We start from the raw sequence: 16,543 nt of genomic DNA, 5'->3' as shown, positions 1-16,543 counted from the left end.
GCCCGATGGGGGAGGCTGCAGCAGACCAATGCCCGATGCCGGCGGGGTCCGGCGCGGCAAGGATGGTTTGCAGCCCCGGTAAGTGCTTCCGGGAAGCCCGGAAAGTTCAAGTCCAAGGAGAACCCGTGAAGAAGTCCAACAAGATCGCCGCCGTTGCCGCCGCCGGAGCACTGCTCCTGACCGGAGGGCTGACGGCTGCCGCCAACGCCGGGACCTCAGCTGTGGCTGTTCCCGCGGCCGAGGCCGCCGCCGTGCCCGCCGTCGATATCCAGCCGGCCCCGGAAACCGTGGTGGCCCAAAACCGGATCAGCGTCGGTGCCTCCGCGGACGCGGTCAAGGCTGCCCTCGCCAAGTGCCAGGCGGACAAGCTGCCGTTCGTCACCGTGGCCCTGGTGGACAGGTTCGGAACCGTGCAGGCGCTCCTCCGCGGCGACAACGCTGCCGAGCACACCATTGAAGCGGCGCAGCAGAAGGCCTACACCGCAGCCGCTTTCGGTACGCCCACCAGCGAGCTGGCCAAGCGCATCAATGGCAACGGCCCCAGCATCGCGGACCTCCCCGGCACCCTCTTCCTCGCCGGCGGCGTCCCGCTCAAGGTCAACGGGGTGTCCGTCGCGGGCATCGGCGTGGGCGGAGCCCCGGACGGCGCCCTGGACGAGGCCTGCGCAACAGCCGGTGCCGAGGCCATCGCTGCCGGGACTGCGAAGTAGGCTCAGGTTCATGGTGCGGTTCAGGACGTGGCACAGGTGGGGGCTGCTTCCGGCGGCCGTCTGCGTGGCTGGTTGCCTGGCTGCCTGCCAGGCGGGCCCGGGGCAGCCGGAGCCGCTGGACTCCCCGCCGTCGACCGTTCACGTCAGTACCGCACCGGTGACGGAAACGGCCACCGCGACACGTCCGTCGTTATCCCCCGAGGCCCAGGCTGAGCTCGACCAGCGGCTGATCCTTGCCGCGAAAGCCAATGATGCCGGCGCGGTGGCGGAACTGATCAGCGCCGGCGGCGACGTCAATGCCAAGGACGCCATGCAGGATTCGGCATTCCTCTATGCCGGGGCCGAGGGGTTCAACGAGGTGCTTCAGCTGACGCTGTCTGCCGGCGCGGACGTTCGAAGCACCAACCGCTTCGGCGGTACGGCGCTCATCCCTGCAAGCGAACACGGCCACGTGGAGACTGTGCGGATCCTCATCGCCGCCGGCGTGCCGGTGAACCATGTCAACAACCTGGGCTGGACCGCCCTGCAGGAAGCCATCCTGCTCAACGACGGCGGGCCAAGTCAGCAGGACGTGGTCCGGTTGCTGCTCGAAGCCGGCGCCGAACCCGGCATCCGCGATCCGCAGGGCCGCACCGCCCTGGAGAACGCGGATCGGCTGGGGTTCAGCGGGATCGCGGCCCTGATCCGGGCTAACGGCTGACGGGGCAGCTGCACTGGCCCGCTTTGGCCGTGCCGCCGTCTTGACCTTCATTCGCAGCCCTCACGAGCCGACACGCTGGCACGTTCGCGTGTCGCGCATGTCGGAGGACAAAAGAAGGTCAGGACGGGCGGCTTCCCGGTTAGACTGCCTCGAGCACACTGACGTAGTTGGCGATGCCCACTCCGCCCATGTTCTGGACGGCTGCGCGGCGCGGACTGGCGAGCTGCATGTCGCCAGCTGTGCCGGTGAGCTGCATCGCGGCGATGACGTGCTGGGATACCCCGGTGGCGCCGACCGGGTGGCCCTTCGCCTTGAGTCCGCCGGAGACGTTGACTGGCAGCCTGCCGTCCTTGAACACCCAGCCTTCCTCGATGGCGCGGGATCCCTGGCCCGGCTCGGTCAGTCCCATGGCCTCATACATGAGCAGCTCGGCAATGGTGAAGCAGTCGTGCACTTCGGCAAAGTCCAGGTCGTCAAGCCCGGCGCCGGCCATCCCCAGCGCCCGCTGCCAGGACATCCGCGTCGCCGCGAATGCGGTGGGGTCGCGGCGTTCGGTGGGGAAGAAGTCGTTCGCGTGGCCGAAGCCGGCGAGCCGTACCGGGGCGGTGGCCCCGCCGGTGGGCGAGACGGAAAGCACGACGGCGGCGGCGCCGTCGGACACGGGGGAGCAGTCGGTGCGGCGCAGCGGGTCCGCCACCATCGGGTTCTTGTCCGAGACGGTGCGGCAGAACTCCTCGCCGAGGTCCTTGCGGAGCTGGGCGTAGGGGTTGTCCACGCCGTTGCGGTGGTTCTTCGCCGCGATGCTGCCGAGGACATCGGAGAGGTTCCCTGCGCCAGCGCCATAGCGCTTCTCGTAGTGCTTGGCCACCTCGGCGAACAGGCCGGTGAAGCCGGTGGTGGAAGCTTTGCCGGCCATGTCGTAGTCGGCGCCCAGGAGGGCGGCTCCGACGACGTCGGCGCCTGCCTGGGTCATCTTCTCGGCCCCGATCACCAGGACGGTCTTCGCGGTTCCGGCCAGCAGCGACTTGGTGCCCTGCTGGAACGCGGCCGAGCCGGATGCGCAGGCGTTCTCCACACGGGTGGACGGGACGTTGGCCAGCTGCTCCGAGACCTGCAGGGCCAGCGAGGACGGGAACGCCAGCGGCATCATGCCGGAGTTGAACTGGCCCAGGTAGATCTCATCGATCTGGCCCGGTTCGATCCCGGCGTTGCCGATCGCCTCCGTGGCGACCTGGACGATCAGGGACTCGAGGGTCTCGTCCGTGAGCTTGCCGAAGCGGCTGTGGCCCCAGCCGGTGAGCAGGACATCCTTGCCGAACTGGTCTTTGAGGCTCATGCTGTGGCTCCTTCAAGGGTGCTGGCTTCAATGGTCGTGGTTGCGTCGAGGGAGGGGGCGACGCCGAAGGCGGCTTCGGTCTTCCCGCGGATCTCCTCGACGGTAACGCCGGGGGCGAGGCGGGTCAGCGTGAGCCGCCGGCCGCCGTCGTCCGTCTTTTCAAGATCAAAAACGGCGAGATCGCTGATGATCCGGTCCACGCAGCTCAAACCGGTGAGGGGCAGGGTGCATTCCTTCACGATCTTGGCGGTGCCGTCCTTGGCGTTGTGTTCGGTGAGGACCACCACGCGCGGGGTCCCGGCCACGAGGTCCATGGCGCCGCCCATGCCCTTGACCATCTTGCCGGGGATGGTCCAGTTGGCGAGGTCGCCGCCGCCGGAGACCTGCATGGCGCCGAGGATGGCGACTTTCACGTGCCCGCCGCGGATCATGCCGAAGGACGTGGCGGAATCGAAGATGCTGCCGCCGGGGAGGACCGTGACTGTCTGCTTGCCGGCGTTGATGAGGTCGGCGTCCTCCTCGCCCTCGAAGGGGAAGGGGCCCATGCCGAGAAGGCCGTTCTCGCTCTGCAGGACAACGCGGACGCCGTCGGGCAGGTTGTTGGCCACCAGCGTGGGAATGCCGATCCCGAGGTTCACATAGTCGCCGTCGTGCAGTTCTTCGGCCGCGATGGCAGCCATTTCATCCCTGGTCCAGGCCATGGGGTTCTCCTTGGGTCTTGAAGTCTCTGGGGCTTAAGTGTTTGTTCGCGCTGTGGCGCCGGGCGGGGGTGTCAGGCGGGGACAGGCTCGGTGGTGCGGGAGCGCACCGTGCGCTGCTCGATGTCCTTGGCCCTGCCGCTGGCCTGCACCAGGCGCTGGACGAAAACGCCGGGGGTGATGATGTGGTTCGGGTCCAGCCGGCCGGGCTCCACAATCACCTCGGCCTCGGCCACCGTGACGGCTCCGGCCGTAGCCACCACCGGGTTGAAGTTCTGGGCCGTGTAGCGGTAGATCAGGTTGCCGTCGGTATCGGCCGTGTGCGCGTGGACCAGCGCGACGTCGGCCTTGATGGCGCGTTCCTGGACGTACGTCTCGCCGTCGAACTCCGCGAGCGGCTTGCCTTCAGCAACAAGGGTCCCGACGCCGGTTTTGGTGAAGAACGCGGGGATGCCGGCGCCGCCGGCGCGGAGGCGTTCGGCGAGGGTGCCCTGCGGGGTGAACTCCACCTCCAGCTTGCCGGCAAGGTACTGCTCGGCGAAAAGTTTGTTCTCGCCCACATAGGAGGCGATGACCTTGCGGACCTGTCCGGCTTCGATCAGGATGCCGAGGCCTTTGCCGTCCACGCCCATGTTGTTGGATACGACGGTGAGGTCTTTGACGCCGGAATCGCGGACGGCCTCGATCAGGTCCGCCGGGATGCCGCTGAGGCCAAAGCCTCCGACGGCGAGGGTCATGCCGTCCCGCAACACGTCCTGCAGCGCGGCGGCCGCACCGGATTTCACCTTTGACATTGCATCTCCTCATTGAGCTGGCAGTCCGGCGCGGACAGTGGGCTGCGACGCCGGCAATCCACTTTGTGGACTGTTGTTCTGGAAAAGGAGCGTACGGGGCGCTCAAAGAGGCTGTCAAGGCGGTATTTTGCCCGAATGTAGGGCGTATTTACAGTGTGGACGGTAAGCTTGGATGTGTCCATATTGTGGATAATTAACAGCGTTTCGAAGGGAAAAGATGAATTCCGTGCCGGTCCAGGGCGCCCAGGTGGTCAGCAGGGTTGCCGCCCTGCTGCGGATCGTGGGACGGCAGCCCCAAGGCAGTCCGCTCGTTGAACTGGTCCGGGAATCGGGCCTTACCCGGCCTACGGTTCACCGGCTGCTGAGCTCGCTGGCCTCAGAGGGCCTGCTGGATCAGGACCCCCAGAGCGGCAACTGGGTGCTTGGCCCGGAGATCCTGCTGATGGGTTCCGTGGCCTCCGCCCGTTTCCCGCTGGAGGATATCGCCCGGCCCAGCCTCCGCCGGCTGGCCGAGGAGAGCGGGGAGAGCGCCTTCTTCTCCGTCCGCCGCGGATCGGAAACGGTGTGCCTGCTCCGCGAAGAAGGCAGCTTCCCGGTGCGCTCCTTTGTGCTGCACGAAGGCGTCCGGTTCCCGCTGGGGGTAGCGTCCGCCGGAACCGCGATCATGGCGTTCCTTCCCGAGGCGGAGCAGGAGGAGCTTCTGGCGGACTGGCCCAAGCACGCGGGCGGTTTTGCGGCCGCGCACACCGAGGCGCTGGTCCGGGAGAACCTGGCCAGGACCCGGCAGGCCGGCTACTCAGTCAACCCCGGGCTGGTGCTGGAAGGCAGCTGGGGCATGGGTGCAGCGGTTTTCGACCAGCGCGGACGCCCGGCCTGGGCCTTGTCGCTGACCGGGATTGAGCCCCGATTCAAGGGGGAGCGGCAGGAGATGCTGGGCCGCCTCCTGCTGGAAGAAGCGCACCGGATCTCCACGCTGCTGACCCGTTCGCCGGCTGGCGCCTGACGTTGCGCTGGAGTATCGACAAATCCCAGGGCCCGGAGCACGATTGGACTGTATCGTCGGCTCCGAGTGCGGTAGCTGCGAACTAGTAGGACCTCTGAAATTCACAGGAACCGCGTCACGCCTCATAACGGGTGGCGCGTCGGATCCTCATCACTTCTTTCCCGCCTTGAGCCTGGGTAGCCGCGGGGGAGGAGGCACGTGGCCGGCGCATGCCGGGCGGGCACCGGGCCGACGTCGTTGACGACAGCCGGAACCGTCAGACCGGTCTCCCGGCCTCAAACGAGAACACAGGGAAACATACAGAAGGAATGAGTCTTATGGCTCTCCAAAAAGAAAGCCGCCGAATGGTGCGCGCGCTCCTGGCGGCGTTAATCTCGCTGCTTATGCCGGTGGCACTTAGCGGCACCGCCGTCGCGGATGGCGGAAAATCACCCAGGACCTGGACTGTCCAGGTCGGTTCCGAGTCATCGGACCAGGCGATCCAGGGGATGTCCTTCCTCCCGGAAAATATCTACATCAATGCCGGCGACAAGATCACCTGGGAAGCGAACGCGGCAGAAATCCATACCGTGACGTTCCTTGCCGAAGGCCAGTCGCTGGAGTCCACGCAGCCGTTCAACCCGGGCAATCCCCAGTACGTTGAAGCGCAGGGCGGTAAGTCCTACGACGGAAAGTCGTACTACAACTCAGGTGTCATGACGAACGTGTCAGACAGCGGCTTCAATGAAGTGGGACGCTACACGCTGAAATTCCCGGACACGGGCGAGTTCACCTACTACTGCCTGGTTCATGGCATGGCCATGAAGGGGACCGTTCACGTGCGGGATGCCGGCACTGACTACCCCTACACCCAGTCGCAGTACGACCGTCAGTCGAACAAACAGGAGCGGAAGATCCTGCGCGACGGCTACGAGCAGTGGGACGCAGCGCGGGCCAAAGCCGATGACCATACCGTCATCGCAGGCACCGACAATGAGACGGCCATGCTGATGCGGTTCGTCCGCTCCCATATCGTGGTCCATGTTGGCGACGAAGTGACCTTCGTAAATGACGGCATGGGAGCCCCGCACACCGTAACCTTCGGCGAGGAACCGGCCGACGAGTTTGCATCCGTGGGCGATCCTGCCGACTTCACCGGCGGTGACCTCAGTTCCGGCCTGATGCTGCCGAAGAGCACCTTCACCGTGAAGTTCAACAAGGCCGGGGAGTTCGATTACATCTGTGCCCTCCACGACTTCATGGGGATGAAGGGCACCGTGGAAGTCCGGGACTGACCGGGACCGGAAGACGCTAGTGAATGAATCCGGCGGCCGGGAGTTGGTCCGGCCCGGCCGCCGCGGGGCACTTCGACACGGACACGCCGGCAATTGAGGCCGAAACGGGCCAACCAAGGCTCAAAGTGCCCCGTTTCGGCCTACAGGCCTACAGGCCTACAGGCCTACCCGGGCTCCCAGAGTCAGGCTACTTCCACCAGGTGTCGAAGATGGTGACCGGGACGGTGCGCTTGTGGCGGGTGCGGAGGTATTTCTGCTCGATCGATTCGGCGACGGCGTCCGGGACGTCGCGGCCCTCGAGGTAATCGTCGATCTGGTCGTAGCTCAGGCCCAGTTCTTCTTCGTCCGTGCGGCCGGGCTTGCCGTCAAGGAGATCGGCCGTGGGGACCTTCTCCCAGATCCGTGCCGGGGCGCCGAGTTCCGCGAGGAGTGCCCTGTTCTGGCGTTTGTTCAAGCCGAACAGCGGCAGGATGTCCGCGCCGCCGTCGCCGTATTTCGTGAAGAAGCCGGTGACGGATTCAGCGCCGTGGTCCGTGCCGATGACCAGGTAGTTGTGCTCGCCCGCGAGGGCGTACTGTGCGATCATGCGGGTGCGGGCCTTGGTGTTGCCCTTGTGGAAATCGGAGATGCCGTTACCCACGGTCTTCTCGAACTCGTCCTCGAAACCGTCCACCGCGGCGGAGATGTTGAACGTCCACTCGGTCTTGGCCTGGATGAAGTCCAGGGCCGCCTGGGCGTCGTCCTCATCGTGCTGCACGCCGTACGGAAGACGGACCGCCACGAAGTTGGCTTCCGTCCCTTCCGCGGTCAGCTCTTCGACGGCAAGCTGGGCAAGCCGGCCCGCGAGCGAGGAATCAAGGCCTCCGGAGATGCCCAGGACGAAGCCCTTGGTGTGCGTTGCCTTGAGGTATTCCTTCAGGAACGTGACGCGTTTGCGCACCTCCCCGGCGGGGTCGATCCGGGGCTGGACGCCCATTTCTTCAATGATCCTGGCCTGGAGTTCGCGCATGTGATCCAGACTAGCCAGCAGTGTCAACCATGCTCAACTGTGTCCGCCTGGATCCGGCCGGGAACTACCGCGCGCCGGGCTCCGGCGCAGGCCCCGTGGAGCCGCGGACCGTGAGGTGGGTGGGCATCACGGCCAGGCGCCGGGTGGTTCCACCGTGGAGCGGATTCAACTGTGAAAGGAGCATCGAAACCGCAACGCGGCCAGCCTGCTCGATCGGTGAAGAGATGGTTGTCAGCGGAGGGTTGCAGAAATCAGCGCCGAAAATATCGTCGCATCCCACAATGCTCATGTCCTCGGGCACGCGGATGCCCCTCTCGCGCAATCGCTGCAGCATGCCTATGGCCAGCAGGTCATTGAAGACGATGCATGCCGTGGCCCCGGTGCGCACGGCGGCGTCAGCGGCTGCCGCTCCGGACGTGGTTTTCGGTGTGAAGGGGCCGATCCTGTGCGTTTCGAGTCCTCTTTGGGCGGAGTCCTCCTCGAAGATTTTCCAGCGCCGCAAGTTGGACCACGAAGTCGGCGGGCCGCTCACGTAGCAGATCCGGTGATGGCCGAGAGAGACGAGGTGTTCCAGTGCCTGGATCATGGCGGACGGCGTATCGATCACCACGGTGGGCGCGTTCGCTGAGGCGCGATTGATGGTAACCAGTGGCTGCGAACCGGACACCTCGGCAAGCTGCGCGTCCGTCAGGCGCGATGCCGCCAGGATAAATCCGTCCGCTGACCGCCGCATTTTGTGAAGTGCCTCAAGCTCCATCTCGCTGGACTCTTCGGTGTCTACCAGGAGCTGGGTAAGGCCGGCGGCCTTGAGCTGGTGCTGCGTCCCCCGGATGATGTCGAAATAGAAGGGGTTGGTGATGTCCGGCACCAGGACCGCTACGGTGTCGGTGCGACCCGAACTGAGTCCCCTCGCCTGCGAGCTGGGCACGTAGTTGAGCCGGGCCGCGGCCTCTTCGATCCGTTCCCGGGTGTGCCGGTTTACGCGGTCCGGCTTGGACAATGCGCGCGAAACCGTGGAGGTGGCCACTCCGGCCAGCTCGGCTACGTCCTTGATTGTCGGCATTCTTTCGGCGGGGGGCCTGCGGTCAGCCGACCCGTTCTCCCCTGCATCCACCACCGCAGAGCTCATGGATAAGTCCTTTCATGGGGCCGACGCATCGCCCCGGGCAGTGTGCGCGGCGGGCTTGGGTGCCGTGCCTATGGCTATCATCTCAACACTTTTGGCAACTTTTGGCAATCGCTTGCTGCAATGTTGCCCCGTCTCTAGACTGGGTTCCGAATCGCCTGCAGTGATGTGCGCCACATGACGTTGTGGCCATGTGGGTGTCCTAGAGGAGAAAACAATGAGGTTTAGATCGTCTTCCGGGCTTGCGGCAATCGTTACGGCTGCGGCCTTGGCAATGACCGGCTGCGGCGCGGGCTCAGGCACTACTGGCAGTTCAACAAACGCCGACGGAAAGGTGGATGGCACGGGTAAGACCCTCAACGTCCTGGTCGGCGTCCTGAGCCAGTACCCGGAGCAGCAGAAGAAGTGGCAAAGCGATATCGCAGCCAAGTTCAAAGCAGAGACCGGGGCCGACGTGAAGTTTGAAACCTTCGCCTCGGCCAATGACGAGCTGACTCGCATCCAGACCTCCGTTGTTTCAGGGCAGGGCCCGGACGTCTACGGGCTCGGCACCACGTTCACGCCGACCGCCTTCGCCACCAAAGCCTTTGTGACCTTGTCCGACGACGACTGGAAGAAGGTCGGCGGCAAGGACCGCTTCAACCCTGCAGCCTTGGGCATCTCCGGCCCGGACGAGGGGCACCAGGCCGGCATCCCCTTCGTCAGCCGCCCCTTCGTGATGGCGTACAACAAGGAGCTGTTGGCGGCTGCAGGCATTGAGAAGCCTGCCACCAGCTGGGACGAGCTTGCCGAACAGGCGAAGAAAATGACCAAGGACGGCACGTTCGGCATTGCCACCGGTTACAAGGACTCCTATGACCCGTGGAAGTTCATCTGGGCCATGTCAGTCCAAGCCGGCAATCCGCTGGTGGACGGCAACAACCTCAAGATGGATGATCCCACCGTCAAGAAGGCTTACGAGACTTACTTCGGCTGGCTGACCGACGACAAAGTCGTGGACCCTGCCTCCGTCGGGTGGAGCAACAGCAACGCCGTTGCTGCCTTTGCCAGCGGAAAAGCCGGATATCTGATGATGACGACGTCGAGCTCCATTCCGACGCTGGATAAGTCGGCCGTGGCAGGGAAGTACGAATACGCACTGATGCCCACGACCGCTCCGGGTGAATCCAGCCCCAAGAGTGACGGCGGGGAAGCCGCAAGCATCCTCTCCGGGGATAACCTCGTGGTGGCTGACTACTCGAAGGAGAAGGATCTCGCCTTCGCCTACATCAAGCTGATCACCTCGAAAGAGGAGCAGCTGAACTATCAAAAGACCTTCGGCGACCTGCCGGCAAACGCCGAGGCGTTGGCCAGCCTCACTGATCCCAAGCTGAAGCCAATCGCCGATGCCGCCGCAAAGTCCAAGGCCACCCCGTTTACAGGTGCCTGGGGCGACATCCAGCTCGGCCTGCTCAACGTCACTGTTCAGTCGATTCCGGATCTTTCCAGCGGCAGGCTCGACGACTCAGCCCTCGAGGCTCGGATCAAGGACGCCCAGACCAAGGGCCGGGCGTCCCTTGACCGGGCTGCCAAGGGATAAGTTCTGATGTCTACAGACGCTTCCAATGAAGTCCGGGTTGCGGCGGACTCCGCCGCAACCCGGGCCTCCCGGACCACCTCTTCCGTGGCTGGTCCGCCGCCTGCCGGCGAGAGCAAGGGCCGCCGCAAGGGCCTGAGTGAACGCAACCGCCCGCTGTGGATGCTCATCCCGGGCGGGGCACTGATGTTCATCATCATCGTGGTGCCGCTTGTGCTGGGCATCTACATGTCCACCCTCAACCTGGACCAGTACACGCTGCGGCGCTGGATCAGTTCACCGTTCATCGGCGTGGAGAACTTCGTCGAAGCGCTCACTTCGTCGCCGCTCCTCCACGCGACCTGGCTGAGCGTCAGCTATTCCCTGCTGGCCATGGTGGTCACACTTCCGCTCGGAATCGCGGCTGCCGTGGCAACCCAGAATGCTTTCAGGGGACGCGCCGTGGTCCGGTCCATCTTCCTGATCCCGTACGTGCTCCCGTCCTTTGTGGTCGCGACGATCTGGCGCACCATGTTCCAGCCGGACGGCATCGTGGACAAGGCCCTGGGAACCGTGGGCATCGAAACAGGGCTGTGGCTCAACGGGCCCCAGACCTTCTGGACGCTGGTTCTGGTCCAGATCTGGGCCTCCTGGCCGTTTATCTACTTGCTTGCGCTGTCCGGACTGCAATCCGTGGACCACGAGGTCCATGAGGCATCAGCACTGGACGGAGCCCTGTGGTGGAACAAGCTTCGATTCGTCATCTTCCCGTACCTTAAGGGACCGCTTGCCCTCGCCTTCCTGATCGGCATGCTGCACCACATCAACAATTTCACTCTTCCCTTCGTGCTGTTCGGAGTCCCGGCTCCAGCGGACGTCGAAGTGCTCCCCATCCTTACCTACGTCACCAGCTTCCAAAGCTTCCGCTTCGGCCTGAGCGCCGCCATGGCTTTCGTCTCCCTGGTGCTGATCGCCATTCCGCTGTTTGTTTATCTTCGCGCCGTCAAGCTCGACGACGCCGAGTCACCTGGAGCCAAGAAATGAGCACCTCCACCGCCGGCAGGGTCCGTAAAGCCGGTAACACCAGTGCCGCCGTTCTCCGGCCCGGGTCGTCCCGGCAGCATGAAGTGACACGCTTGCTGCCCCGTCCGCTCCTCGCATTTATTCTGGTGTTCCTTGGTGCCCTTGTCCTGATCCCTGTGCTGTACATCTTCCTTGCCTCGGTGAACTCGGACATCGGTGTAGCCAACGGTGAGTTCTGGCCCTCAAGCTTCACCCTTGAGAACTACTCGAAGATCTGGACCAGCGTGGGCCTGGCGACGGGACTGGCGAACAGTGTCCTCGTGGCCGGCGCAACGGCGGTTGTCTCGGCCGCCATGTCCGTGTCAACCGCATTCGTACTGGTGCGCTACACCTTCCGGGGCCGTCTCGCGATCCTCCGCGGGCTCCTTGCCCTGCAGTCGGTGCCCGGAACCCTGATGGTGCTCCCCGTGTTTGTGCTGTTCTCCTCGGCTGCAACGTACCTCGGCATCCAAGTGATCGGAACGCAGTGGGGGTTGTTCGTCACGTACCTGACGTTCGCCATGCCGTTCTCCACCTGGGTCATGGTCACCTACCTTCGCGGGCTTCCCCGCGAACTCGAGGAAGCGGCCCGGATCGACGGCGCCAGCAACCTCGGCGTCCTGTTCAGGATCATCCTGCCCCTGAGCTGGCCAGGCATCGTAGTTTCGGGCATCTTTGCGTTCCTCCTGGGGTGGAACGACGTCCTGTTTGCATCCGTGATGACCCGGCCGGAAAGCCAGACGGCCGCCGTTGCCCTGCAGATTTTCGGAGCCTCCCAAGAAGGAGGCGCTATCCCGTACTACGGCCAGATGATGGCCGCCGCACTTGTCTGCGCGGCACCCGTGGTCATTCTGTACCTGATTTTCCAGCGTTATCTAGTTGGCGGCCTGACCGCCGGAGGAGTTAAGTAACCATGGTTTCAACCACTCAGGCCTCGTGGCCCCTGTCGGGCTTCGGGGATGAGATCGACGACGACCCCGCCGTCCAGATCGCCGTGCTGCAGGCGCTGGGCGCCAACCACATCGAAGTGCGCAGCGCTTGGGGCACGAACATCGTGGACCTGTCCGATGACCAGCTCCGTTCACTTGCCGACCTGCTGACGGCAAAGGGAATGAAGGTGTCGGCGATTGCCTCGCCGATCGGCAAGGTCGATGTCAGCCTTCCGGTGGAGCACGAAGTGGAGCGCCTGCGCCGGGCTGCCAACGCAGCCAAGGTCCTGGACGCGAAGTACATCCGCATCTTCTCCTTCTACTACGGCGAATCCGTGCCGGTGGACAGCATCCGCGATGCCGTCCTGGAGCGGATGCGTGCGCTGGCCGACGTGGCCGAGAAAGAAGGGGTGATCCTCCTGCATGAGAACGAGAAGGACATCTTCGGGGATGTTCCGGACCGTGTGCTCGACATCATCGAATCCGTGAACTCGCCGGCGTTGAAGGTGGCCTGGGATGCGGCCAACTTCGTGCAGGTAGGTGTGAAGCCCTTTGACGAGGCTTACGAGAAGTTGCGCCCGCATCTGGAGTACCTGCAGGTCAAGGACGCGCTCTTTTCAAACGGGCATGTTGTTCCCGCAGGCGAGGGTGATGGCGACGTGCAGCGCACCGTGGAGGCTCTTAAAGCTGACGGGTTCAACGGCTTCGCTTCCCTTGAACCGCATCTTGCCGGCGCTCACGGCCTCGGCGGATTTTCCGGCCCCACGGCGTTCGGCATTGCCGCCCGGGCGTTTGCCAAAGTCACAGCAGAAGCAGGAGTCCAGACGGTATGAGTCAGACATTGAAGGTGGCCATCACCGGGTGCGGCGTCATCGGCCGCACCCACGCGGTTGCCCTGCAGGAATTCCCCGGAACCAGCATCGTGGCGCTGGTTGACGCCATCCCCGATGCGGCCGAGTCGCTGGCGGACTTCATCGAGTCGAGCGGAAGGCCAAGGCCCTCCGTGCACACCTCCCTAGAGGGCGCCTTCGCAGCGGCCGACATTGACCTGGTGGCCCTTGCAACTCCCAGCGGACTGCACATCCAGCAGGGCCTCGAAGTCCTTGCGGCCGGCAAGCATGTGGTCATCGAAAAGCCGCTGGACGTCGATCTGAGCCGCGCCCAGGAGATCGAGGCGGCGGCCACCGAAGCAGCGCGGCAGGGCGTCGTTGCTTCGGTGATCAGCCAGCACCGCTTTGACCAGGCCAGCGTGGCCGTTGCGGACGCAGTCGCAAAGGGCCGTTTTGGCCGGCTGACCTCGGCCATCGCTTCCGTTGCGTGGTGGCGCGGGCAGGGCTACTACGATTCCGGCGACTGGCGCGGTACGTGGTCCATGGACGGCGGGGGAGCCCTGATGAACCAAGGCGTCCACACGGTTGACTTGCTGCTCTGGTTCATGGGCCGGCCGGTGGAGATCCACGCCCACACGGCCCGGCTGGCACACGAGCGGATCGAGGTGGAGGACACCGCCGTTGCCACTGTCACGTTCGAGAACGGCGGCCTGGCAGTCCTGCATGCCACCACGGCCGCGTACCCGGGGCTGACAGTGCGGGTCCAGCTGATGGGCTCGGAAGGCTCCGCGGTGGTGGACAACGACCAGTTGCAGTATTTCCACGCCAGGGACGCCGGCGGCGCTTCGGCCGACATGGGGCTGCAGGGCGGCGGGAACCAGGCCCGGGAAGAACTGTCCAAGTACCCGGCGGAGGACTATGAGGCCAAGGATCCCACGGTGTATCCGGCCGGGCATGTCCGTCAGTACCGCGACATCCTGGGAGCCATCGCCGAGGGCCGCCAGCCTGGCGTGACCGTGAGCGATGCAGTCAATGCCCTGGCCACCGTGCGCGCCGTCTATGTGTCGGCCACCCTGAACCAGGCGGTCCTCTTCGAAGACGTCCTGGCGGGCAAGTACAACGACCTTGAAGTCCGTACAGGATCCACTTCGACAGAAAGCGCCTGACGCGATGAAATTCTCAGTATTCACGGCCTCCACGCCTGACTGGACTCCGGAGGAAGCCGTCACCAACCTGGCCGCGCAGGGTTGGGACGGGATCGAATGGCGGATCACGGACCAGGCAGAGGCGCCCGAGCCCGGTTTCTGGGCCGGCAACAAAGCCACCATCCCCATGACCGGCCTTGAAGGCAACCTGGAGCGGATCGCCTCCATCACCCGCGATGCCGGCCTGGAGTTCTCCGGTATCGGTGGCTATGCGCGGTGTGACAACCACGACGACGTCGAACGCATGCTGGCGGCCACCGCCGCGTTGGGTGCGGGCCAGGTTCGTGTGACAACCCTGCCGCTGGGATCTGCCGGTTGGGGGAACGAAGAGCCGAGCGGCATCCCCTACCCTGTCCTGTTTGACGCGGCCCGCCGGGATTTCGAATGGGTAGCGGAACGTGCTGCCCACCACGGGGTGAAGGCGCTGGTTGAACTGCACCACCGCACCATTACGGCGTCAGCTTCATCGGCCCGGCGTCTGCTGGAAGGCCTGGATCCCCGGCACGTGGGAGTAATCCACGACCTGGGCAACCTGCTGATCGAGGGGCAGGAAGACTACCTGCCGGCTTTCGAACTGCTGGGGGAGTACCTGGCGCATATCCACGTCAAGAACGCCGTCTGGGTCCGCCGGGATGAGAGGGATGCCTCCGGTGCCGCAGTGTTCCAGAACGAATGGGCACCGCTGCAGTCCGGACAGGGCAGCGTCCTTGAATACTTCAAGGCGTTGGCAGCCCATGGCTACGACGGCTGGGTCACGGTGGAAGACTTCTCCACGGAACTTCCCCTGGCTGAACGTACTGCCGGGAACCTTGACTATCTGCGGCGCACGGCGGCTCTCGCCGGGCTTACCGCAGGGGCAGGGGCACGCTGAGACCATGGTGCACTCTATGGCAGCCCACCCGGACCGGCTCCTTCCTGCGGAGCCCGGCGTCCGGGACATAGCCCGCTCGCTGTACAACCTGGTGGAGGGTCTTCCGATCATCTCCCCGCACGGACACGTAGACGCTGCGGTGATTGAACAGAACCTGCCCTTCCCCGATCCCGCGGCCCTGCTGGTCACACCTGACCACTACGTGACCAGGTTGATCCACGCAGGGGGTGTCCCGATGGACCAGCTGGGCCTCGGCGAATCCGCTGCGGGCTCGCGCCAGGTCTGGCGCAACTTCTGTGCCGCGTGGCCTGACTTTGAGGGCACGGCCTCCGGGTATTGGATCCGGCAGGAATTCGAGCACGTCTTCGGCCTGCACGACGAACCGACCGCGGAGAATGCCGACAGGATCTTCGACGCTATTTCGGCCAAACTTTCCGAACCGGGATTCCGGCCACGGCAGCTGTTCAAAGAGTTCAACATTGAGGTGCTGGCCACCACGGACGATCCGCTGGACTCCCTGGACAGCCATGCAGCTCTGGCCGCGGACCCCGCCTTCGCCGGCCGCGTCCTGCCAACCTTCCGTCCGGACCCTTACGTGAACATCGCCCATCCGGAATGGCAGGACAACGTGGAACGCCTCATCGGCGTCGGCGGTTCGGGTGCGTCCGGATATGCGGGCTACATCAGTGCACTGGAATCAAGACGGCGCCACTTCGTGGAAAACGGTGCGGTGTCCGCTGACCACGGCGTCCGAACGCCCGCAACCCTGAAGCTGGACGCTGCCGACGCGGAGCGGCTGTTTGAGCGCGCCCGGGCGGGCAAAGCCAGCCCGGAGGACCGCGAGGCATTCGAGGCCCACATGATGTACCAGATGGCCAGGATGTCCGTGGAAGACGGACTGGTCATGACAATCCACCCCGGCTCGTACCGCAACCATCACGGCCCCACCTTCGAGGCCTTTGGCGCGGATACGGGTCACGACATTCCGTTCGCAGTGAACTACACCGAGGCTATCCGGCCCCTGCTGCAGGACTTCGGCACCGCCAAGGACTTCCACCTGGTGCTGTTCACCCTCGACGAGACCGTGTTCTCACGGGAACTGGCGCCTTTGGCGGGTTTCTATCCGTCCGTGTACATAGGCGCTCCGTGGTGGTTCCTGGACGCGCCGGATGCGATGCTGCGCTTCCGGGCGGCGGTGACGGAAACGGCCGGCTTCTCCCGGTCCTCCGGGTTCATCGACGATACCCGCGCGTTCTGCTCCATCCCGGCCCGCCACGACACCTCGCGCAGGATCGAGTCCTCATTTTTGGCGCGGCTTGTGGCCGAGCACCGGATCAGCGAAGAACGCGCCCGCGAGCTGATCGTGGACATCGTGGATGCCTCTCCGCGCAGGGTGTTCAAGCTGTGAGCGCCAACAAAGTGCCGGTGCTGAACCGTGCGC

Annotated in this window: 16 protein-coding genes; 11 read left to right on the top strand and 5 right to left on the bottom strand. The window is 64.7% G+C overall.

Going from position 1 to position 16,543, the window contains the following annotated elements:
• Window positions 1-125: 125 nt before the first annotated feature.
• Both JOE31_RS20340 and JOE31_RS20335 read left to right on the top strand, forming a co-directional pair.
• Complete coding sequence (locus JOE31_RS20340) at window positions 126-710, top strand: heme-binding protein (RefSeq protein WP_209747668.1); 585 nt, start codon at window positions 126-128, stop codon at window positions 708-710.
• Window positions 711-720: 10 nt separating this feature from the next.
• A complete protein-coding gene (locus JOE31_RS20335; RefSeq protein ID WP_209747666.1) occupies window positions 721-1,410 on the top strand; it encodes an ankyrin repeat domain-containing protein in 690 nt (229 codons plus the stop codon).
• A gap of 139 nt (window positions 1,411-1,549) precedes the next feature.
• On the opposite strand, the gene JOE31_RS20330 is transcribed toward JOE31_RS20335, so the two are convergent.
• From JOE31_RS20330 to JOE31_RS20320, 3 genes are all read right to left on the bottom strand, one after another.
• The gene (locus tag JOE31_RS20330) at window positions 1,550-2,746 is read right to left on the bottom strand and encodes an acetyl-CoA acetyltransferase (RefSeq protein WP_209747664.1); all 1,197 of its coding nucleotides are present in this window, start codon (window positions 2,744-2,746) and stop codon (window positions 1,550-1,552) included.
• Window positions 2,743-3,447 carry a CoA transferase subunit B gene (locus JOE31_RS20325; protein WP_209747662.1) on the bottom strand — a complete coding sequence of 235 codons (705 nt, stop codon included), beginning with the start codon at window positions 3,445-3,447 and terminating at the stop codon, window positions 2,743-2,745. Before JOE31_RS20325 ends, JOE31_RS20330 begins: the two co-directional genes overlap by 4 nt.
• Before the next feature lie 71 nt (window positions 3,448-3,518).
• Window positions 3,519-4,238, bottom strand: a complete 720-nt coding sequence (locus tag JOE31_RS20320; RefSeq protein ID WP_209747661.1) for a CoA transferase subunit A — start codon at window positions 4,236-4,238, stop codon at window positions 3,519-3,521.
• 217 nt (window positions 4,239-4,455) lie between these two features.
• Between JOE31_RS20320 and JOE31_RS20315 the strand changes: the two genes are divergently transcribed.
• The gene (locus JOE31_RS20315) at window positions 4,456-5,241 is read left to right on the top strand and encodes an IclR family transcriptional regulator (RefSeq protein WP_209747659.1); all 786 of its coding nucleotides are present in this window, start codon (window positions 4,456-4,458) and stop codon (window positions 5,239-5,241) included.
• A 317-nt stretch (window positions 5,242-5,558) separates the two neighbouring features.
• Window positions 5,559-6,515, top strand: coding sequence for a plastocyanin/azurin family copper-binding protein (locus JOE31_RS20310; RefSeq protein ID WP_209747657.1), 957 nt, complete (start codon window positions 5,559-5,561; stop codon window positions 6,513-6,515).
• Between the two features lie 187 nt (window positions 6,516-6,702).
• On the opposite strand, the gene nadE is transcribed toward JOE31_RS20310, so the two are convergent.
• Window positions 6,703-7,524 (bottom strand): ammonia-dependent NAD(+) synthetase, encoded by an 822-nt coding sequence (nadE, locus tag JOE31_RS20305; RefSeq protein WP_209747655.1) that lies wholly within the window; start codon window positions 7,522-7,524, stop codon window positions 6,703-6,705.
• A 64-nt stretch (window positions 7,525-7,588) separates the two neighbouring features.
• Entirely contained in the window at window positions 7,589-8,653 is a 1,065-nt protein-coding gene (locus JOE31_RS20300; protein ID WP_209747653.1) for a LacI family DNA-binding transcriptional regulator, read from the bottom strand.
• Between the two features lie 214 nt (window positions 8,654-8,867).
• On the opposite strand from JOE31_RS20300, the gene JOE31_RS20295 reads away from it, so the two are divergent.
• From JOE31_RS20295 to uxaC, 7 genes are read left to right on the top strand one after another with little or no spacing between them, the layout of a single operon-like run.
• Entirely contained in the window at window positions 8,868-10,229 is a 1,362-nt protein-coding gene (locus tag JOE31_RS20295; RefSeq protein WP_209747651.1) for an ABC transporter substrate-binding protein, read from the top strand.
• Between the two features lie 6 nt (window positions 10,230-10,235).
• Window positions 10,236-11,249: a carbohydrate ABC transporter permease gene (locus tag JOE31_RS20290; protein ID WP_209747649.1), complete on the top strand. Its 1,014-nt coding sequence runs from the start codon at window positions 10,236-10,238 to the stop codon at window positions 11,247-11,249.
• Window positions 11,246-12,178, top strand: coding sequence for a carbohydrate ABC transporter permease (locus JOE31_RS20285; RefSeq protein WP_209747647.1), 933 nt, complete (start codon window positions 11,246-11,248; stop codon window positions 12,176-12,178). The genes JOE31_RS20290 and JOE31_RS20285 overlap by 4 nt, the downstream gene beginning before the upstream one ends.
• 2 nt (window positions 12,179-12,180) lie before the next feature.
• A complete protein-coding gene (locus tag JOE31_RS20280; RefSeq protein ID WP_209747645.1) occupies window positions 12,181-13,029 on the top strand; it encodes a sugar phosphate isomerase/epimerase in 849 nt (282 codons plus the stop codon).
• On the top strand, window positions 13,026-14,192 hold the full coding sequence (locus JOE31_RS20275) for a Gfo/Idh/MocA family protein (RefSeq protein WP_209747643.1): 1,167 nt from the start codon (window positions 13,026-13,028) through the stop codon (window positions 14,190-14,192). The genes JOE31_RS20280 and JOE31_RS20275 overlap by 4 nt, the downstream gene beginning before the upstream one ends.
• 4 nt (window positions 14,193-14,196) lie before the next feature.
• Window positions 14,197-15,102 carry a sugar phosphate isomerase/epimerase gene (locus JOE31_RS20270; RefSeq protein ID WP_209747642.1) on the top strand — a complete coding sequence of 302 codons (906 nt, stop codon included), beginning with the start codon at window positions 14,197-14,199 and terminating at the stop codon, window positions 15,100-15,102.
• Window positions 15,103-15,106: 4 nt separating this feature from the next.
• Window positions 15,107-16,510, top strand: a complete 1,404-nt coding sequence (uxaC, locus tag JOE31_RS20265) for a glucuronate isomerase (protein WP_209747640.1) — start codon at window positions 15,107-15,109, stop codon at window positions 16,508-16,510.
• Window positions 16,511-16,543: the final 33 nt, after the last annotated feature.

Source organism: Arthrobacter sp. PvP023 (assembly GCF_017832975.1).
Lineage (GTDB): Bacteria > Actinomycetota > Actinomycetes > Actinomycetales > Micrococcaceae > Arthrobacter.
The sequence above is the reverse complement of the archived record's forward strand: the minus strand, read 5'-3'. Positions and strand labels throughout refer to the sequence as shown.